The organism is Streptomyces sp. NPDC057702 (assembly GCF_042799315.1).
GTDB lineage: Bacteria > Actinomycetota > Actinomycetes > Streptomycetales > Streptomycetaceae > Streptomyces.
In genome coordinates this window covers 51,696-68,336 of the sequence record NZ_JBHVJC010000030.1, presented here as the reverse complement: position 1 = coordinate 68,336, position 16,641 = coordinate 51,696, and the positions used below count along the sequence as shown (strand labels likewise).

The 16,641-nt window shown below is 68.4% G+C and carries 24 protein-coding genes; 1 reads left to right on the top strand and 23 read right to left on the bottom strand.

The window, feature by feature from the left end; translation table 11 throughout:
* Positions 1 to 44 precede the first annotated feature (44 nt).
* The 21 genes from rplO to rpsJ all read right to left on the bottom strand — a co-directional run bounded on the left by rplO (position 45) and on the right by rpsJ (position 9,839).
* Positions 45 to 509: a 50S ribosomal protein L15 gene (rplO, locus tag ACFVFR_RS22910; protein ID WP_383704595.1), complete on the bottom strand. Its 465-nt coding sequence runs from the start codon at positions 507 to 509 to the stop codon at positions 45 to 47.
* 2 nt (positions 510 to 511) lie between these two features.
* Positions 512 to 694 (bottom strand): 50S ribosomal protein L30, encoded by a 183-nt coding sequence (gene rpmD, locus ACFVFR_RS22905; protein WP_041130781.1) that lies wholly within the window; start codon positions 692 to 694, stop codon positions 512 to 514.
* Entirely contained in the window at positions 694 to 1,296 is a 603-nt protein-coding gene (rpsE, locus tag ACFVFR_RS22900) for a 30S ribosomal protein S5 (RefSeq protein WP_176163514.1), read from the bottom strand. Before rpsE ends, rpmD begins: the two co-directional genes overlap by 1 nt.
* A gap of 47 nt (positions 1,297 to 1,343) precedes the next feature.
* Positions 1,344 to 1,727: a 50S ribosomal protein L18 gene (gene rplR, locus ACFVFR_RS22895; RefSeq protein WP_383704593.1), complete on the bottom strand. Its 384-nt coding sequence runs from the start codon at positions 1,725 to 1,727 to the stop codon at positions 1,344 to 1,346.
* Positions 1,728 to 1,730: 3 nt separating this feature from the next.
* The gene (gene rplF / locus ACFVFR_RS22890; RefSeq protein WP_383704591.1) at positions 1,731 to 2,270 is read right to left on the bottom strand and encodes a 50S ribosomal protein L6; all 540 of its coding nucleotides are present in this window, start codon (positions 2,268 to 2,270) and stop codon (positions 1,731 to 1,733) included.
* Positions 2,271 to 2,291: 21 nt separating this feature from the next.
* Positions 2,292 to 2,690 carry a 30S ribosomal protein S8 gene (rpsH, locus tag ACFVFR_RS22885; RefSeq protein WP_176163511.1) on the bottom strand — a complete coding sequence of 133 codons (399 nt, stop codon included), beginning with the start codon at positions 2,688 to 2,690 and terminating at the stop codon, positions 2,292 to 2,294.
* A 280-nt stretch (positions 2,691 to 2,970) separates the two neighbouring features.
* Positions 2,971 to 3,156: a type Z 30S ribosomal protein S14 gene (locus tag ACFVFR_RS22880; RefSeq protein ID WP_030890724.1), complete on the bottom strand. Its 186-nt coding sequence runs from the start codon at positions 3,154 to 3,156 to the stop codon at positions 2,971 to 2,973.
* 2 nt (positions 3,157 to 3,158) lie between these two features.
* Complete coding sequence (rplE, locus tag ACFVFR_RS22875) at positions 3,159 to 3,719, bottom strand: 50S ribosomal protein L5 (protein WP_383704588.1); 561 nt, start codon at positions 3,717 to 3,719, stop codon at positions 3,159 to 3,161.
* Positions 3,719 to 4,042 carry a 50S ribosomal protein L24 gene (gene rplX, locus ACFVFR_RS22870; protein WP_383704586.1) on the bottom strand — a complete coding sequence of 108 codons (324 nt, stop codon included), beginning with the start codon at positions 4,040 to 4,042 and terminating at the stop codon, positions 3,719 to 3,721. The genes rplE and rplX overlap by 1 nt, the downstream gene beginning before the upstream one ends.
* A gap of 3 nt (positions 4,043 to 4,045) precedes the next feature.
* Positions 4,046 to 4,414, bottom strand: coding sequence for a 50S ribosomal protein L14 (rplN, locus tag ACFVFR_RS22865; RefSeq protein WP_176163508.1), 369 nt, complete (start codon positions 4,412 to 4,414; stop codon positions 4,046 to 4,048).
* A gap of 102 nt (positions 4,415 to 4,516) precedes the next feature.
* A complete protein-coding gene (rpsQ, locus tag ACFVFR_RS22860; RefSeq protein ID WP_383704584.1) occupies positions 4,517 to 4,801 on the bottom strand; it encodes a 30S ribosomal protein S17 in 285 nt (94 codons plus the stop codon).
* Positions 4,801 to 5,025: a 50S ribosomal protein L29 gene (gene rpmC, locus ACFVFR_RS22855; protein ID WP_030890741.1), complete on the bottom strand. Its 225-nt coding sequence runs from the start codon at positions 5,023 to 5,025 to the stop codon at positions 4,801 to 4,803. The genes rpsQ and rpmC overlap by 1 nt, the downstream gene beginning before the upstream one ends.
* Entirely contained in the window at positions 5,025 to 5,444 is a 420-nt protein-coding gene (rplP, locus tag ACFVFR_RS22850) for a 50S ribosomal protein L16 (protein WP_311726659.1), read from the bottom strand. Before rplP ends, rpmC begins: the two co-directional genes overlap by 1 nt.
* Positions 5,445 to 5,449: 5 nt before the next feature.
* A complete protein-coding gene (gene rpsC / locus ACFVFR_RS22845) occupies positions 5,450 to 6,289 on the bottom strand; it encodes a 30S ribosomal protein S3 (protein WP_176163505.1) in 840 nt (279 codons plus the stop codon).
* A complete protein-coding gene (rplV, locus tag ACFVFR_RS22840; RefSeq protein ID WP_277324111.1) occupies positions 6,289 to 6,636 on the bottom strand; it encodes a 50S ribosomal protein L22 in 348 nt (115 codons plus the stop codon). Before rplV ends, rpsC begins: the two co-directional genes overlap by 1 nt.
* Positions 6,637 to 6,679: 43 nt before the next feature.
* Complete coding sequence (rpsS, locus tag ACFVFR_RS22835) at positions 6,680 to 6,961, bottom strand: 30S ribosomal protein S19 (protein ID WP_014054167.1); 282 nt, start codon at positions 6,959 to 6,961, stop codon at positions 6,680 to 6,682.
* A 12-nt stretch (positions 6,962 to 6,973) separates the two neighbouring features.
* Positions 6,974 to 7,810 (bottom strand): 50S ribosomal protein L2, encoded by an 837-nt coding sequence (rplB, locus tag ACFVFR_RS22830; RefSeq protein ID WP_176163504.1) that lies wholly within the window; start codon positions 7,808 to 7,810, stop codon positions 6,974 to 6,976.
* A gap of 47 nt (positions 7,811 to 7,857) precedes the next feature.
* The gene (gene rplW / locus ACFVFR_RS22825; RefSeq protein ID WP_383704579.1) at positions 7,858 to 8,190 is read right to left on the bottom strand and encodes a 50S ribosomal protein L23; all 333 of its coding nucleotides are present in this window, start codon (positions 8,188 to 8,190) and stop codon (positions 7,858 to 7,860) included.
* Complete coding sequence (rplD, locus tag ACFVFR_RS22820; RefSeq protein WP_383704577.1) at positions 8,190 to 8,864, bottom strand: 50S ribosomal protein L4; 675 nt, start codon at positions 8,862 to 8,864, stop codon at positions 8,190 to 8,192. Before rplD ends, rplW begins: the two co-directional genes overlap by 1 nt.
* 8 nt (positions 8,865 to 8,872) lie before the next feature.
* Complete coding sequence (gene rplC / locus ACFVFR_RS22815; RefSeq protein ID WP_383704575.1) at positions 8,873 to 9,517, bottom strand: 50S ribosomal protein L3; 645 nt, start codon at positions 9,515 to 9,517, stop codon at positions 8,873 to 8,875.
* Between the two features lie 13 nt (positions 9,518 to 9,530).
* Positions 9,531 to 9,839, bottom strand: a complete 309-nt coding sequence (rpsJ, locus tag ACFVFR_RS22810; protein ID WP_003948644.1) for a 30S ribosomal protein S10 — start codon at positions 9,837 to 9,839, stop codon at positions 9,531 to 9,533.
* Positions 9,840 to 10,579: 740 nt separating this feature from the next.
* Between rpsJ and ACFVFR_RS22805 the strand changes: the two genes are divergently transcribed.
* Positions 10,580 to 12,781 carry a PIG-L family deacetylase gene (locus tag ACFVFR_RS22805; protein ID WP_383704573.1) on the top strand — a complete coding sequence of 734 codons (2,202 nt, stop codon included), beginning with the start codon at positions 10,580 to 10,582 and terminating at the stop codon, positions 12,779 to 12,781.
* A gap of 284 nt (positions 12,782 to 13,065) precedes the next feature.
* Here ACFVFR_RS22805 and tuf read toward each other — a convergent pair whose 3' ends face one another.
* Both tuf and fusA read right to left on the bottom strand, forming a co-directional pair.
* Positions 13,066 to 14,259, bottom strand: a complete 1,194-nt coding sequence (tuf, locus tag ACFVFR_RS22800; protein ID WP_176163497.1) for an elongation factor Tu — start codon at positions 14,257 to 14,259, stop codon at positions 13,066 to 13,068.
* 247 nt (positions 14,260 to 14,506) lie between these two features.
* On the bottom strand, positions 14,507 to 16,609 hold the full coding sequence (gene fusA, locus ACFVFR_RS22795; RefSeq protein ID WP_383704571.1) for an elongation factor G: 2,103 nt from the start codon (positions 16,607 to 16,609) through the stop codon (positions 14,507 to 14,509).
* Positions 16,610 to 16,641 lie beyond the last annotated feature (32 nt).

Here is a 16,641-nt window from a genome sequence, read left to right as displayed (position 1 = left end):
GGGATGCCCCTCATGAGGGACATCCCCGGTCGCTTGTCACCGGCTCAGATGAGCTCGGAAACGGTGCCGCCAGCGGCGGCAATCTTCTCCTTGGCGGAGCCGGAGACGGCGTCCACCGTCACCTGCAGCGCCACGGAGATCTCGCCGGTGCCCAGCACCTTGACGAGCTCGTTCTTGCGCACCGCGCCCTTGGCGACCAGATCGGCCACCGTGACCTCGCCACCCTGCGGGTAGAGCGAGGCCAGCTTGTCCAGGTTCACGACCTGGAACTGCTTGTGCGCGGGGTTCTTGAAGCCCTTCAGCTTCGGAAGACGCATGTGGAGGGGCATCTGCCCACCCTCGAAGCGCTCCGGAACCTGGTAGCGGGCCTTCGTGCCCTTGGTACCACGACCGGCCGTCTTGCCCTTCGACGCCTCACCACGACCCACACGGGTCTTGGCGGTCTTGGCGCCCGGAGCCGGACGGAGGTTGTGGACCTTCAGCGGCTTGCTCTCGGAGGAACCAGCCATGATCAGTCGACCTCCTCAACCGTGACGAGGTGGCGGACGGTGTGCACCATGCCGCGGAACTCGGGACGGTCCTCCTTGACCACCACGTCGCCGAGCCTCTTCAGGCCGAGCGAACGCAGCGTGTCACGGTGGTTCTGCTTGCTGCCGATGTACGACTTCGTCTGCGTGACCTTGAGGCGAGCCATTACGCACCCACCCCGGCACGCGCCCGCAGCAGAGCCGCGGGGGCGACGTCCTCCAGCGGCAGGCCACGGCGGGCGGCGATCTCCTCGGGACGCTGAAGCCCCTGGAGCGCCGCACGCGTGGCGTGCACGATGTTGATCGGGTTCGACGAACCGAGCGACTTGCTCAGCACGTCGTGGATGCCCGCGCACTCCAGGACGGCGCGCACCGGGCCACCGGCGATCACACCGGTACCGGGGGACGCCGGCTTGAGCAGCACGACACCCGCGGCCTCCTCACCCTGGATGGGGTGCGGGATGGTGCCCTGGATCCGGGGGACCTTGAAGAAGTTCTTCTTGGCCTCCTCAACACCCTTGGCGATGGCGGCCGGAACCTCCTTCGCCTTCCCGTATCCGACACCCACGGTGCCGTCACCGTCGCCCACCACGACCAGCGCGGTGAAGCTGAAGCGACGACCACCCTTCACGACCTTGGCGACGCGGTTGATCGCGACAACGCGCTCAACGTACGCGGTCTTCTCGGCAGCAGCGCCGCCGTCCCGGCCCTTCCGGTCCCGCCGCTCGCCGCCACCGGCGCCGCCACCGCGGCGCTGGGGTCCAGCCATTGGAAATACCTCTCTCTGTTACGGTCCGCTAGCTCCGGAACCGGGGCTTAGAACTTCAGCCCGGCTTCGCGGGCGGCGTCCGCCAGAGCGGCGATGCGCCCGGCGTACTGGTTGCCACCGCGGTCGAACACCACGGCCTCGACGCCGGCGGCCTTGGCACGCTCGGCCACCAGGGCCCCGACCTGCTGGGCCTGGGCGCTCTTGTCGCCTTCTCCGCCGCGGATCGACACGTCCAGGGTCGACGCCGACGCGAGCGTGTGGCCCGCGATGTCGTCGATGACCTGCGCCACCATGTGGCGGTTGGAACGCGTGACCACGAGGCGGGGACGCTCGGGCGTACCCGAGATCCGCTTGCGAACGCGGATGTGGCGCCGCTTGAGGGCGGCACCCTTGCGGGCGTTGCCCTTCGCGATCTTCACACCGTATGCCATGGCTTACTTACCAGCCTTTCCGACCTTGCGGCGGATGACCTCGCCCGCGTACTTCACGCCCTTGGCCTTGTACGGGTCGGGCTTGCGCAGCTTGCGGATGTTCGCGGCGACCTCGCCGACCTTCTGCTTGTCGATGCCCTCGACGCTGAGCTTGGTCGGGGACTCGACCTTGAAGGTGATGCCCTCGGGGGCCTCGATCAGGATGGGGTGGCTGTAGCCCAGCGCGAACTCCAGGTTGGAGCCCTTCGCCTGGACGCGGTAGCCGACACCGCTGATCTCGAGAGCCTTGCTGTAGCCCGCGGTCACGCCGGTGATCATGTTCGCCACCAGCGTCCGGGACAGGCCGTGCAGGGCCTTGTTCTGACGCTCGTCGTTGGGGCGCGTGACGTTGAGTACGCCGTCCTCGCCCTTAGCGATCTCGATAGGCGCGGCGACGGTGTGGCTGAGGGTGCCCTTGGGGCCCTTCACCTGGACCGTACGGCCATCGATGGTGACGTCCACACCAGCGGGAACCTGGATGGGCAGCCGTCCAATACGCGACATTGGCTATTCCTCCGTTCCCGGTTACCAGACGTAGGCGAGGACTTCCCCACCCACGCCCTTCTTCTGCGCCTGCTGGCCGGTGAGCAGACCGTGCGACGTGGAGATGATCGCCACGCCCAGGCCGCCGAGCACCTTCGGCAGGTTGGTGGACTTTGCGTAGACCCGCAGGCCCGGCTTCGAGATGCGCTTGATGCCGGCGATCGAACGCTCACGGTTCGGGCCGAACTTCAGCTCGAGGATGAGGTTCTTGCCGACCTCGGCGTCCTCGACCTTCCAACCGGTGATGTAACCCTCCTGCTGGAGGATCTCTGCGATGTGCGACTTGATCTTGCTGTGCGGCATCGCCACCGAGTCGTGGTACGCCGAGTTCGCGTTTCGCAGACGCGTCAGCATGTCTGCGATGGGATCAGTCATGGTCATGAATTGGCCTTCGGCCTCTCTCGCCGGGGTTTCCTATCTGCGCCATCCCTCTCCCCGAATCAGTTCGGGACGGGTGCGGCGCGGGGACCTTCGGCGTAGTAAGCGACTTCTTGCGGGCGGCTCGCCCGCAGTGGTCTCGGGCGGCGGGGCGCCCAACCCTTCTACCTTACGGGACGAAGGGCGGGGCCCCCACCGGTCCGATGCTTACCGAGAGCTCCGGTGATTCCGGCACACCGCCTCGGTGGCTCCCGTGAGGGCGCTCACCAGGCAGGCGGCGGATCTACCAGGAGCTCTTGGTCACGCCCGGCAGCTCGCCACGGTGGGCCATCTCACGAAGGCACACCCGGCACAGGCCGAACTTGCGGTAGACGGAGTGCGGCCGGCCACAGCGCTGGCAGCGGTTGTACGCGCGCACAGCGAACTTCGGCTTGCGGGCGGCCTTAGCGATCAGAGCCTTCTTCGCCACGGTCAGTTCTCCTTGAACGGGAAGCCGAGGTGACGAAGCAGGGCACGGCCCTCATCGTCGTTCTGGGCGGTCGTCACCACGGTGATGTCCATGCCCCGGACCCGGTCGATCTTGTCCTGGTCGATCTCGTGGAACATGACCTGCTCCGTGAGACCGAAGGTGTAGTTGCCCCGGCCGTCGAACTGCTTGGGCGACAGGCCACGGAAGTCGCGGATGCGCGGCAGCGCGAGCGACAGCGTGCGGTCCAGGAACTCCCACATGCGGTCACCACGGAGGGTGACGTGGGCACCGATCGGCTGGCCCTCACGCAGCTTGAACTGCGCGATGGACTTGCGGGCCTTGGTGACGGCCGGCTTCTGACCGGTGATCGTGGTGAGGTCGCGGATGGCGCCCTCGATCAGCTTGGAGTCGCGGGCGGCGTCGCCCACACCCATGTTGACCACGATCTTGGTGAGGCCGGGAACCTGCATGACGTTCTCGTACGAGAACTCCTCACGCAGCTTGGCCGAGATCTCTTCGCGGTAGCGCAGCTTGAGGCGCGGCGCGTTGGTGGTGGCAGTCATCAGATGTCCTCACCGGTCCGCTTGGCAACGCGGATCTTGTTGCCCTCGTCGTCGAAGCGGTACCCGACGCGGGTGACGACCTTCGCGCCGTCCTTCTCCACCACGAGCTGTACGTTGCTCACGTGGATGGGGGCCTCGGTCGTCACGATGCCGCCGGTCTTCGAGCCACGGGCGGTCTGGCCGGCCTTGGTGTGCTTCTTGACCCGGTTGACACCCTCGACCAGGACGCGGTCCTCGCGGGGGTAGGCCACGATGACCTTGCCCTGCTTGCCCTTGTCCTTGCCGGTGATGACCTGGACCAGGTCACCCTTCTTGATCTTCATCGGTTACAGCACCTCCGGCGCGAGCGAGACGATCTTCATGAACTTCTTCTCGCGCAGCTCACGGCCGACCGGGCCGAAGATACGGGTGCCGCGGGGGTCGCCGTCGTTCTTCAGAATGACGGCGGCGTTCTCGTCGAAGCGGATGTACGAGCCATCGGGGCGGCGGCGCTCCTTGACGGTGCGCACGATGACCGCCTTGATGACGTCACCCTTCTTCACGTTGCCACCGGGGATCGCATCCTTGACGGTGGCGACGATGACGTCACCGATGCCCGCGTAGCGGCGACCGGAACCACCGAGAACACGGATGCAAAGGATCTCCTTCGCACCAGTGTTGTCGGCGACGCGCAGTCGCGACTCCTGCTGGATCACGTCTATCTCCTGATCGTCTGCCGGTTCCCGGCAGGGACTCGGTCGCCCGAGTCCCTGCCGAGCCTGGCGGAACTATTCCGAGGGGGTCCCCCTCGGAGGGGATTACTTGGCCTTTTCGAGAATCTCGACGACGCGCCAGCGCTTCGTCGCCGACAGCGGCCGGGTCTCCATCAGGAGAACGCGGTCGCCGATGCCCGCGGCGTTCTGCTCGTCGTGCGCCTTGAGCTTGTTCGTACGACGGATGACCTTGCCGTACAGCGCGTGCTTGACGCGGTCCTCGACGGCGACGACGACGGTCTTGTCCATCTTGTCGCTGACGACCAGACCCTCACGGGTCTTGCGGAAGCCGCGCTCGTGCTTGTTCTCAGTCACATTCGTCTCGCTCATCAGGCGCTCTCCACCGTCTCGATGCCGAGCTCGCGCTCGCGCATCAGGGTGTAGATCCGGGCGATGTCCTTGCGGACGGCCTTCAGCCGGCCGTGGTTCTCAAGCTGTCCGGTCGCCGCCTGGAAGCGGAGGTTGAACAGCTCCTCCTTGGCCTCACGGAGCTTGGCGACGAGGTCCTCGTCATTCAGCTCGCGCAGCTCGGTCGCCTTGGTACCGGCCGCCATCACGACTCACCTGCCTCGCGCCGAACGATGCGGCACTTCATCGGAAGCTTGTGCGCGGCGCGGGTCAGCGCCTCGCGAGCAGTCTTCTCGTTCGGGTAGGACAGCTCGAACATCACCCGACCGGGCTTGACGTTCGCGATCCACCACTCCGGGGAACCCTTACCGGAACCCATGCGGGTCTCGGCGGGCTTCTTGGTGAGCGGCCGGTCCGGGTAGATGTTGATCCAGACCTTGCCGCCACGCTTGATGTGGCGGGTCATGGCGATACGAGCGGCCTCGATCTGACGGTTCGTCACGTACGCCGCGGTGACGGCCTGAATGCCGTACTCACCGAACGCCAGCTCCGTACCGCCCTTGGCCATACCCGACCGCTTCGGGTGGTGCTGCTTGCGGTGCTTGACCCTGCGAGGGATCAGCATGTCGGTCAGGCCTCCGTTCCGGTGGTCTCCGCCGGAGCAGCGGCGGCGGGCGCCTCGGCCTTGGGGGCCTCGGCGGCCGGGGCCGACTGCTGCTGCGGCTTGCGGCCGCGGCCGCCCCGCTCGCCGCCACGGCCACCACGGGCCGGGCGCTCGTTGCCGCCGCCACGCGAGGGGCGGTTGCCGGCACGGGCAGCGGCGTTCTCGGCGCGGACCTCGGCGATGTTCTTGACGTCGCCCTTGTAGATCCACACCTTCACGCCGATGCGACCGAAGGACGTCTTGGCCTCGAAGAAGCCGTAGTCCACGTTGGCACGCAGGGTGTGCAGGGGCACCCGGCCCTCGCGGTAGAACTCCGAGCGGGACATCTCGGCGCCGCCGAGACGGCCACCACACTGGATCTTGATGCCCTTGGCGCCCGCCTTCATCGTCGACTGCATGCTCTTACGCATGGCGCGACGGAAGGAGACACGCGAGGAGAGCTGCTCGGCGACGGCCTGGGCCACCAGCTGAGCGTCCGTCTCCGGGTTCTTCACCTCGAGGATGTTGAACTGGATCTGCTTGCCGGTGAGCTTCTCCAGGTTGCCCCGGAGCCGGTCGGCCTCCGCGCCGCGGCGGCCGATGACGATGCCCGGCCGGGCGGTGTGGACGTCGACGCGGACCCGGTCCCGGGTGCGCTCGATCTCGACCTTGGAGATGCCGGCCCGCTCCATGCCCTGCGTGAGCATGCGACGGATCGCGACGTCTTCCTTGACGTAGTCCTTGTACAGCTTGTCGGCGTACCAGCGGGACTTGAAGTCCGTGGTGATACCGAGCCGGAACCCGTGCGGGTTTACCTTCTGGCCCATTACCGGGTTCCTTCCTTGCTGCTGACGACCACGGTGATGTGGCTGGTCCGCTTGCGGATCCGGTAGGCACGGCCCTGGGCGCGCGGCCGGAACCGCTTCAGGGTCGGGCCCTCGTCGACGTAGGCCTCGGAGATGAAGAGGCTCTGCGCGTCGGTGTGGTCGTAGTTGTGCGCGGCGTTGGCAATGGCGCTGTCCAGCACCTTGCCGACCGGCACGCTGGCGGCCTGCGGGGCGAAACGCAGGACCGCCTGAGCCTCCGTGGCATCCATGCCACGGATAAGGTCCACCACGCGGCGGGCCTTCATGGGCGTGACGCGGATGTACCGCGCCTGGGCCCTGGCTTCCATGGTTGTCCCTTCGGTGTCTGTCATGGTCTTCGCTTTCCGCAGATCAGCGACGACGCGACTTGCGGTCGTCCTTCTCATGGCCGCGGAAGGTGCGGGTCGGCGCAAACTCGCCGAGCTTGTGGCCGACCATCGACTCGGTGACGAACACCGGGACGTGCTTGCGGCCGTCGTGCACCGCGATCGTGTGGCCGAGCATGGCCGGGACGATCATGGAGCGGCGGGACCAGGTCTTGATGACGTTCTTGGTGCCTGCCTCGTTCTGTACGTCCACCTTCTTGCTCAGGTGGTCGTCGACGAAGGGCCCCTTCTTGAGACTGCGCGGCATCTAAACCCGCTCCTAGCGCTTCTTGTTCGTCTTGCGGCGGCGGACGATGTACTTGTTGCTGGCCTTCTTCGGCGAGCGCGTACGGCCCTCCTTCTGACCCCACGGCGAGACCGGGTGGCGACCACCGGAGGTCTTGCCCTCACCACCACCGTGCGGGTGGTCGACGGGGTTCATCACGACACCGCGGACGGTCGGGCGAACGCCCTTCCAGCGCATACGGCCGGCCTTGCCCCAGTTGATGTTCGACTGCTCGGCGTTGCCGACCTCGCCGACAGTGGCGCGGCAGCGGACGTCGACCAGGCGAATCTCGCCGGACGGCATGCGCAGGTGCGCCATGGAGCCCTCACGCGCCAGGAGCTGCACGGAGGCGCCGGCGGAGCGGGCGAACTTCGCGCCGCCACCGGGCCGCAGCTCGATGGCGTGGATGACCGTACCGACCGGGATGTTGCGCAGCGGCAGGTTGTTGCCCGGCTTGATGTCGGCCCCGGGGCCGTTCTCGATCCGGTCACCCTGCTTCAGGCCGGCCGGCGCGATGATGTAGCGCTTCTCGCCGTCGGCGTAGTGCAGGAGCGCGATGCGCGCGGTGCGGTTGGGGTCGTACTCGATGTGAGCGACCTTCGCCGGGACGCCGTCCTTGTCGTGACGACGGAAGTCGATGACGCGGTACGCGCGCTTGTGTCCGCCACCCTGGTGGCGAACGGTCACACGACCGGCGTTGTTACGACCGCCCTTGCTGTGCAGCGGGCGGACCAGCGACTTCTCCGGCGTGGACCGCGTGATCTCGACGAAGTCGGCGACGCTGGAGCCACGACGGCCCGGAGTCGTCGGCTTGTACTTGCGGATACCCATTTCTCAGTCCTCGGAAGATTCCGGACTTCTGGACGTTCCGATCTCCGTTAGGAGACCGGGCCGCCGAAGATGTCGATGCGGTCGCCCTCGGCGAGGGTCACGATGGCGCGCTTGGTGTCCTTGCGCTTGCCGAAACCGGTGCGGGTGCGCTTGCGCTTGCCCTGCCGGTTGATCGTGTTGACCCCGGTGACCTTGACCGAGAAGACCGCCTCGACGGCCTGCTTGATCTGGGTCTTGTTCGCGCGCGGGTCGACGATGAACGTGTACTTGTTCTCGTCCAGCAGCGCGTAGCTCTTCTCGGAAACCACCGGCTTGACCAGGATGTCACGGGGGTCCGTGAAGGTCTTGCTGGTGATGGTCCCCGCGGTTGCCTCAGTCATCAGGCGTCGCTCCCTTCGAGCTCGGCCTCGGAGGCGACAGCCTTGGCAGACGCGGCCGGACCGGCCACGAAGGACTCGAAGGCGGTCTGCGTGAAGACCACGTCATCGGAGACGAGCACGTCGTACGTGTTCAGCTGGCCCGGCTCCAGGATGTGCACCTGGGGCAGGTTGCGGGCGGACAGCCACGCGGCCTCGTCGGCCCGGTCGACGACCAGGAGCAGGTTCTTCCGCTCGCTGATCTTGCCGAACAGGGTCTTGGCGGCCTTGGTGGAGACCTCGCCCTCGACCACGCCGGTGACGACGTGGATGCGGCTGTGACGCGCCCGGTCGGAGAGGGCACCGCGCAGGGCGGCGGCCTTCATCTTCTTCGGGGTGCGCTGCGAGTAGTCGCGCGGCACGGGACCGTGCACGACGCCACCACCGGCGAACTGCGGCGCGCGGGTCGAGCCCTGACGGGCGCGGCCGGTGCCCTTCTGGCGGTAGGGCTTCTTGCCACCGCCGCGGACCTCGCCACGGGTCTTGGTCTTGTGCGTGCCCTGGCGGGCAGCGGCCAGCTGGGCGACGACGACCTGGTGGATCAGCGGAACGCTGACCTGCGCGTCGAAGATCTCCGTGGGGAGTTCGACGGTCCCGGCCTTGTCGCCTGCCGGCGAAAGGATGTCAATGGTGCTCATCGGTTACCTCAGGCCCCCTTGGCCGCGGTACGGACCAGGACGAGGCCGCCGTTCGGACCAGGAACCGCGCCCTTGATCAGGAGCAGGCCCTTCTCCGCGTCAACGGCATGGACGGTCAGGTTCTGGGTGGTGACCCGCTCGTTGCCCATGCGGCCAGCCATACGCAGGCCCTTGAACACGCGACCCGGGGTGGCGCAGCCACCGATGGAGCCGGGCGAGCGGTGCTTGCGCTGCGTGCCGTGGCCGGCGCCGAGGCCACCGAAGCCGTGGCGCTTCATGACACCGGCGGTGCCCTTGCCCTTGCTGGTGCCGGTCACGTCGACCTTGACACCGGAGTCGAACACCTCGGCGGTGACCTCCTGGCCGAGCGTGTACGCGCTGGCGTCAGCGGTACGCAGCTCCACCAGGTGGCGGCGCGGGGTGACGTCGGCCTTGGCGAAGTGACCCTTGAGGGGCTTGTTCACCTTGCGCGGGTCGATCTCGCCGAAGGCGATCTGGACGGCGTTGTAGCCGTCCGAGTCAGCGGTACGGACCTGGGTCACGACACAGGGCCCGGCCTTGACGACGGTGACCGGAACAACGCGGTTGTTCTCGTCCCACACCTGCGTCATGCCGAGCTTCTCGCCCAGGACGCCCTTGATCTGCTTAGCCATCTCGCGCGTCACCTCAGAGCTTGATCTCGATGTCGACGCCCGCCGGCAGGTCGAGACGCATGAGCGAGTCGACGGTCTTCGGCGTGGGGTCGAGGATGTCGATGAGGCGCTTGTGCGTGCGCATCTCGAAGTGCTCGCGCGAGTCCTTGTACTTGTGCGGCGACTTGATGACGCAGTACACGTTCTTCTCAGTGGGCAGCGGCACCGGGCCCGCGACCGACGCACCAGTGCGCGTCACCGTCTCGACGATCTTCTTCGCCGAGGAGTCGATGACCTCGTGGTCGTAGGCCTTGAGCCGGATGCGGATCTTCTGTCCCGCCATGGCTACTTCGTAGTCCTGTCTCTCGTCACGCTCTGGGACCCGGTGCGTTCGCGACCTTTCCCCGACCCACGCGGTCGGGCGTGTCGCCCTCCCTCTCGTAACTCTCCATAGGAGAATTCCCTGGTGAAGGGGGTTGTGGGGGAAGATCACCCACCGGGTGCCTGGCTGGGGCCCCGCTGCACTTCCCGGAAGATTCCCGTACTTCCGCCCCTGCGCCTTTCGGCACACAGCGTGGGGCGACGAGTACTGCGGGACTCGCTTCCAGTCCCCCCGGCGGGAGGCGCGCAACATCGGCACTCAACCGAGCAACCTGGACAGTGTGCCATACGGGGCATGCCGGTCGCGAATCGAGCCTTGGAGGGTACCCCACAGGAGTGGCGGCGAATCCTCACCCGAGACGCCCCGGCGCGCCAGGGGGCCGGAGTGACGGCCTCCCCCGAGACGCGCGCCGCGCGGCACGGCCGGCCGGGCGCGGGGCCGATCCCCAGGGTAACCGCCGTCGCGGCGCCGGACCGCCCGCGCCCCCACCCCCATCACCCCGCCCCGCCCCAACCCACGCCGCCCGCATGCCAGTTGGCGATCCCCCGCGCGTCCCGCGCACGCTCTCGCAGTGATCAACTTGTGATCACCGAGTTCACTCGTCCCGGGCAACCAACCCGCACCGCGCACCGTCTGCCATAACGCGAGCGCAGCCCGCGAACGTAGGCGCTGCCCCGGAATGACATCGCGAGGCACAGCAGGTGAAAAGCACGACCCCGTGGTCACCGCCCGGACGACGGCAGGTGGTGGCGGCCCTGGCGGCCCTCACGGCGGCTGGCGTCGTCGGCGGCCGGGCCCCGGACACCCTCGCCGCCCCGACGACGCTCCCGGGCGGCCCTCTCACCCCCGTGCGCTCGGTCGACCCACACGCGGCGGAGCCGTTCACCTCGGTCACCGGCGACAAGGACGCGCTGCTCCTCCAGGTCCTGGCGCACCCGGACGACGACCTGTACTTCATGAACCCGGACGCCCGGCACGTGCTGGACGCCGGCGTCCCGGTGGTCTCCGTCTACGTCACCGCGGGCGAGGCGCTGGGCGTCAACAACGCGCCGGGCCGCCCGCTGCCACCCGCCGACAAGCCCGGCTACACCTCCTCCCGCCAGCAGGGACTGCGCCAGGCGTACGCCGAGATGCTCGGGATGCACCGGTTCACCCGCTGGCAGCGCTCGGTGCTCGACCTGCCGGGCGGGCTGAGCGCCGAGAGCAACGTCCTCGCGCAGGGCGGCCGTTCGGTGCGGCTGATCTTCCTCAACATCGCCACGCTCTCCGCCGACGGCTCACGCACGCCCCACCTGTGGGACGTGCCCGGCACCACCATGGAGACCCTGCTGCCGACCGGGTCGCCGCTGCGCCGCGTCAGCACCTACCGGCACGCATCGCTGGTCGATGTCCTCGTGCACCTCATGGACCACTTCCGCCCCACCCTCATCCACACCCTGGACCCCGATCCGGACTTCCAGGTCCACGACGCCAGGCACCGGCGCGACAGCGACCAGCCGGGCTGTTCCGACCACCGCGACCACACGCCGGTCGCGCTGTTCGCCTGGAAGGCCATGTTCCAGTGGGCCGGCGACGCCGCGCGCCGCGACGGTCGCGCCCCGCGCTTCTCCACCACCGCCTTCCGCGGCTACTACAACCAGCGCTGGCCGCACAACCTGCCGGGCGACGTCGTGGGCGACAAGGCCCGCTTCCTGGCCGCGTACGGCGGCAGCCCCGACTGGCGGTGCGGCAACACGGCGGGCTGCGGCGACTACGGCCAGGGCGGCACCCGCCCGCTGCGCAACCGCAAGGGCTGGGTCCGCAGCACCCACTACCGCCACCCCGGCCCCCGGCTGGCCCCCCTCACCGAGCGCGACGGCCGGCTGGTCGCGTACGGCGTGCTCGGCACCCAGGCGGTGCGCTGGCGCGAGACCGCGCCCGGCAGCGGTCGCTGGGGCGCCCCCGGCAACCTCGGCGGCGGGCCGCTGGCCCCCTCGCTGTGCGCGGTGGTCGACCGGGCCGGCCGCCAGCTGGTCTTCGCGCTGCGCTTCGCCGCCCTGGAGGGCCAAGGAGGCGCCAACACGCGGGAGTTGGTGGTCCTTGAGCAGCGCGTCGCGGACGGCCCGTTCCGCCCCTGGCGCGGGCTCGGCACCCCGGACGAGACCCCCGAGCGGGGCCGCCGCGTGGGCTGCCCGGTCGCGATCGCGACCCCGGACGGCCAGGTGCACCTGTTCGCCCGTACGGCCGACAAGGGGCTGGCCACCCGCGTACGCGACGCGCGCGGCTCCTGGTCACCCTGGCAGCCGCTGCCCGACGCGGGGGCGCCCGGTGCCGGCTCGCCGCCCGTCGCCGAGGTCGACGAGATCCAGGACGGGCTGAGCGCGACGCTCGACGCCCACGGCCTGGTGCACGTCTTCGCGGCGGGGCGCGGCGGACTGCGGCACTGGGCCCAGCCCGGGGCCGGCCAGCCGGTCAGCGCTCGGCCGGCCACCGGACTGCCGGTCCCCGGCGAGCAGCCGGCCGCCACCCTGACCCCCTCCGGCGCCCTGCTGGTGACCTACCGCTCCCCCGCCGCGACCGAACCGGTCAGTTACACGATCGGCGCCGGCCGTGCGCGCACGCGCGCCACGCCGCTGCGCGGCTTCGCCGGATACGGGCCGCTGAGCACCTCGTACGCCCCCCTCGACACTGACGCCGAGGCGCCCGGACCGGTCGTACTCGGGCGCGGCCGGGACGGCGAGGCGATCCTGCGGTACGGCTCGGGCCCGACCGCCCGGCCGCTGCGCTCCCCGCACCGGCTCCAGCCGGTGGGCCTGCCGGCGCTGGTGCCACCCGGCCCGAGCGCCGCGCCGACCCGCGTCGTCGGCCTCTCCCCCGCCGCCACGCCCTGGCTCTGGCAACCCCGCCCCACCGGCCAGGCGTAAGGCTCCCGGCGCGCGAGGGCGGCGTGTGGCGGGCTCATGGGGCCGCGCCGCACCGCGCCGGGGGCGGGCCTCCCCTCCCCTCGCCCACGCAAAAGACCTGGGCCCCACTCGCGGTGAAGCGAGTGGGGCCCAGGTCGGTGTGCCGCGCGGGCGCGCGGCCTTCCGCTCCGGTCAGCGTGCCTCACGCGGAGGCGTCGGCTCGGGCGGGGCCGCCGCGGAGACGGTCCCGGTCCGGAGCCGGCCTCGCCCGGAGGCGGGGCCGGCTGGGGAGCGGAAGGATCAGATCACTTGTTGATCTTCGTGACCTGACCGGCGCCCACCGTCCGGCCACCCTCACGGATGGCGAACTTCAGGCCCTCTTCCATGGCGACCGGCTGGATGAGCTGGACGGACATCTCGGTGTTGTCGCCCGGCATGACCATCTCGGTGCCCTCGGGGAGGGTCACCACGCCCGTCACGTCCGTGGTACGGAAGTAGAACTGGGGGCGGTAGTTGTTGAAGAACGGGGTGTGACGGCCACCCTCGTCCTTCGACAGGATGTAGGCCTGGGCCTCGAACTCGGTGTGCGGCGTGACCGAACCGGGCTTGATGATGACCTGGCCGCGCTCGACGTCCTCGCGCTTGATGCCACGGAGGAGCAGACCGACGTTCTCACCGGCCTGGCCCTCGTCGAGCAGCTTGCGGAACATCTCGATGCCGGTGACCGTGGTGGTGGTCTTCTCCTGCTTGATCCCGATGATGTCAACGGTCTCGTTGACCTTCAGGATGCCTCGCTCGATACGACCGGTGACGACGGTGCCACGACCGGTGATCGTGAAGACGTCCTCGATCGGCATCAGGAACGGCTTGTCGACGTCGCGCTCGGGCTGCGGGATCGACTCGTCGACGGCCTTCATCAGGTCGAGGACGGACTTGCCCCACTCCGCGTCGCCCTCGAGGGCCTTGAGCGCGGAAACCTTGACGACCGGCAGGTCGTCGCCCGGGAACTCGTACTCGGAGAGCAGCTCGCGAACCTCAAGCTCGACGAGCTCCATGATCTCCTCGTCGTCCACCATGTCGGCCTTGTTCAGGGCGACAACGATGTACGGCACGCCCACCTGGCGGGCGAGGAGCACGTGCTCCTTGGTCTGCGGCATCGGACCGTCGGTCGCGGCGACCACGAGGATCGCGCCGTCCATCTGGGCGGCACCGGTGATCATGTTCTTGATGTAGTCCGCGTGACCCGGGCAGTCAACGTGGGCGTAGTGACGCGACTCGGTCTGGTACTCGACGTGCGCGATGGAGATGGTGATACCGCGCTGGCGCTCCTCAGGAGCCTTGTCGATCTGGTCGAAGGCCGAGGCCTCGTTCAGGTCCGGGTACGCGTCGTGCAGCACCTTGGTGATCGCCGCGGTAAGCGTCGTCTTACCGTGGTCGATGTGACCGATGGTGCCGATGTTGACGTGCGGCTTAGTCCGCTCGAACTTCGCCTTCGCCACTGGGGTCCTCCTGTGGACTGGTGCTGTACTCCATCCACACGGTGCGGATGGGTTCAGGTGGTCTTACCGAACCGACCAGGACCCCGAGGGGATGCCCTTGGCCGTATTCGCTTGGGGGCCGGCACCCGGGGCCCCGCCACAGGACGCGTGGTGCGTTCTGTGGCGGAATGCCCCGATGCCTTTGCTCCAGCCTAAAGGCTGAGCAACGGAGTGGGCTCATCCCCGCTGCTGCGGGGACGGTCCCTCGTTACTCGCCCTTGACCTTCGCGATGATCTCCTCGGCGACGTTCCGCGGAACCTCGGCGTAGGAGTCGAACTGCATGGAGTAGCTCGCACGACCGGAGGTCTTGCTCCGCAGGTCACCGACGTAGCCGAACATCTCCGAGAGCGGAACCAGGCCCTTGACGACCTTGGCGCCGCTGCGGTCCTCCATGGACTGGATCTGTCCACGGCGGGAGTTGATGTCGCCGATGACGTCGCCCATGTAGTCCTCGGGAGTGATGACCTCGACGGCCATCATCGGCTCCAGCAGAGCCGGCGACGCCTTGCGAGCACCCTCCTTGAACGCCATGGAGCCAGCGATCTTGAACGCGAGCTCGGAGGAGTCGACCTCGTGGTAGGCGCCGTCGAGCAGCGTCACCTTCACGCCGGTCAGCGGGTAGCCGGCCAGCACGCCGAACTCCAGGGCCTCCTGGCAGCCCGCGTCCACGGACGGGATGTACTCCCGCGGGATGCGGCCACCGGTGACCTTGTTCACGAACTCGTATCCGTCGCCCTCAAGCGGCTCGATCGCGATCTGCACCTTGGCGAACTGGCCGGAACCACCAGTCTGCTTCTTGTGCGTGTAGTCGATCCGCTCGACGGCCTTGCGCAGCGTCTCGCGGTACGCGACCTGCGGCTTGCCGACGTTGGCCTCGACCTTGAACTCGCGCTTCATACGGTCGACCAGCACGTCGAGGTGCAGCTCGCCCATACCCGCGATGATGGTCTGGCCGGTCTCCTCGTCGGTGTGGACCTGGAAGGACGGGTCCTCCTCGGCGAGGCGCTGGATGGCGATACCCAGCTTCTCCTGGTCACCCTTGGACTTCGGCTCGATGGCGACCTGGATCACCGGGGCCGGGAAGTTCATGGACTCCAGGATCACCGGGTTGCCAGCGTCGCAGAGGGTCTCGCCGGTGGTGGTCTGCTTGAGACCCATGACGGCGACGATGTCGCCGGCACCCACGCTGTCGATCTCCTCACGCTTGTTCGCGTGCATCCGGTAGATCTTGCCGATCCGCTCCTTCTTGCCCTTCACGGAGTTCAGCACCTGGGTGCCGGCGTCCATGCGGCCGGAGTAGATCCGGACGAAGGTGAGCTTCCCGAGGTGCGGGTCGCTCATGATCTTGAAGGCGAGGCCGGCGAACGGCTCGTCGTCCGAGGCCTTGCGGAAGATCTCGGTGTCCTCGTCGTCGACCTTGTGGCCGGTCACGCCCTCGACGTCCACGGGGGACGGCAGGTAGGCGACCACCGCGTCGAGCAGGGGCTGGACGCCCTTGTTCTTGAACGCGGTGCCACAGAAGACCGGCGTGAGGTTGCCGGCGATGGTGGCGCGGCGGATGCCGGCCATGAGCTGCTCCTCGGTGGGCTCCTCGCCCTCCAGGTACAGCTCCATCAGCTCTTCGTCGCCCTCGGCGGCGGTCTCCAGGAGCTTGTCGCGCCACTCGGCCGCGGCCTCGGTGTGAGTGTCCGGGATGTCCAGGGTGTCGTACATCTCACCCTTGGCGGCATCCGCGGACCACACGAGCGCCTTCATGCGGACCAGGTCGACAACGCCCTTGAAGTCCGCCTCGGCGCCGATCGGCAGCTGCATGACGAGCGGGGTCGCACCGAGACGGTCGACGATCATGTCGACGCAGCGGTGGAACTCGGCACCGACGCGGTCCAGCTTGTTCACGAAGCAGATGCGCGGAACGTTGTAACGGTCGGCCTGACGCCAGACCGTCTCGGACTGCGGCTCCACACCGGCGACACCGTCGAACACCGTCACGGCGCCGTCGAGCACGCGCAGCGAACGCTCCACCTCGACGGTGAAGTCGACGTGGCCCGGGGTGTCGATGATGTTGATGGTGTGGTCGACGTTGTTCACCGGCCAGTGACAGGTGGTCGCGGCCGACGTGATCGTGATGCCGCGCTCCTGCTCCTGCTCCATCCAGTCCATCGTGGCAGCGCCGTCGTGGACCTCACCGATCTTGTAGCTCACACCGGTGTAGAACAGAATCCGCTCGGTGGTCGTCGTCTTGCCCGCGTCGATGTGGGCCATGATCCCGATGTTGCGGACCCTGGCCAGGTCAAGTGAAGTGGTGGCCATCTGGCTCAGTCTTCTCTCGGTTCTCGATGGGG

What these genes read in the sequence shown, in the direction of transcription:
- rpsJ (WP_003948644.1), bottom strand. Translation starts at nt 9,839, where the DNA reads ATGGCGGGACAGAAGATCCGCATCCGGCTCAAGGCCTACGACCACGAG.
- rplO (WP_383704595.1), bottom strand. Translation starts at nt 509, where the DNA reads ATGGCTGGTTCCTCCGAGAGCAAGCCGCTGAAGGTCCACAACCTCCGT.
- rpsS (WP_014054167.1), bottom strand. Translation starts at nt 6,961, where the DNA reads ATGCCGCGCAGTCTCAAGAAGGGGCCCTTCGTCGACGACCACCTGAGC.
- rpsE (WP_176163514.1), bottom strand. Translation starts at nt 1,296, where the DNA reads ATGGCTGGACCCCAGCGCCGCGGTGGCGGCGCCGGTGGCGGCGAGCGG.
- rpsQ (WP_383704584.1), bottom strand. Translation starts at nt 4,801, where the DNA reads ATGAGCGAGACGAATGTGACTGAGAACAAGCACGAGCGCGGCTTCCGC.
- rplX (WP_383704586.1), bottom strand. Translation starts at nt 4,042, where the DNA reads ATGAAGATCAAGAAGGGTGACCTGGTCCAGGTCATCACCGGCAAGGAC.
- fusA (WP_383704571.1), bottom strand. Translation starts at nt 16,609, where the DNA reads ATGGCCACCACTTCACTTGACCTGGCCAGGGTCCGCAACATCGGGATC.
- rpsH (WP_176163511.1), bottom strand. Translation starts at nt 2,690, where the DNA reads ATGACCATGACTGATCCCATCGCAGACATGCTGACGCGTCTGCGAAAC.
- rplF (WP_383704591.1), bottom strand. Translation starts at nt 2,270, where the DNA reads ATGTCGCGTATTGGACGGCTGCCCATCCAGGTTCCCGCTGGTGTGGAC.
- rplP (WP_311726659.1), bottom strand. Translation starts at nt 5,444, where the DNA reads ATGCTGATCCCTCGCAGGGTCAAGCACCGCAAGCAGCACCACCCGAAG.
- rplV (WP_277324111.1), bottom strand. Translation starts at nt 6,636, where the DNA reads ATGGAAGCCAGGGCCCAGGCGCGGTACATCCGCGTCACGCCCATGAAG.
- rplW (WP_383704579.1), bottom strand. Translation starts at nt 8,190, where the DNA reads ATGACTGAGGCAACCGCGGGGACCATCACCAGCAAGACCTTCACGGAC.
- rplC (WP_383704575.1), bottom strand. Translation starts at nt 9,517, where the DNA reads ATGGCTAAGCAGATCAAGGGCGTCCTGGGCGAGAAGCTCGGCATGACG.
- rplE (WP_383704588.1), bottom strand. Translation starts at nt 3,719, where the DNA reads ATGACTGCCACCACCAACGCGCCGCGCCTCAAGCTGCGCTACCGCGAA.
- rplD (WP_383704577.1), bottom strand. Translation starts at nt 8,864, where the DNA reads ATGAGCACCATTGACATCCTTTCGCCGGCAGGCGACAAGGCCGGGACC.
- rplR (WP_383704593.1), bottom strand. Translation starts at nt 1,727, where the DNA reads ATGGCATACGGTGTGAAGATCGCGAAGGGCAACGCCCGCAAGGGTGCC.
- rpsC (WP_176163505.1), bottom strand. Translation starts at nt 6,289, where the DNA reads ATGGGCCAGAAGGTAAACCCGCACGGGTTCCGGCTCGGTATCACCACG.
- rpmC (WP_030890741.1), bottom strand. Translation starts at nt 5,025, where the DNA reads ATGGCGGCCGGTACCAAGGCGACCGAGCTGCGCGAGCTGAATGACGAG.
- rpmD (WP_041130781.1), bottom strand. Translation starts at nt 694, where the DNA reads ATGGCTCGCCTCAAGGTCACGCAGACGAAGTCGTACATCGGCAGCAAG.
- rplB (WP_176163504.1), bottom strand. Translation starts at nt 7,810, where the DNA reads ATGGGTATCCGCAAGTACAAGCCGACGACTCCGGGCCGTCGTGGCTCC.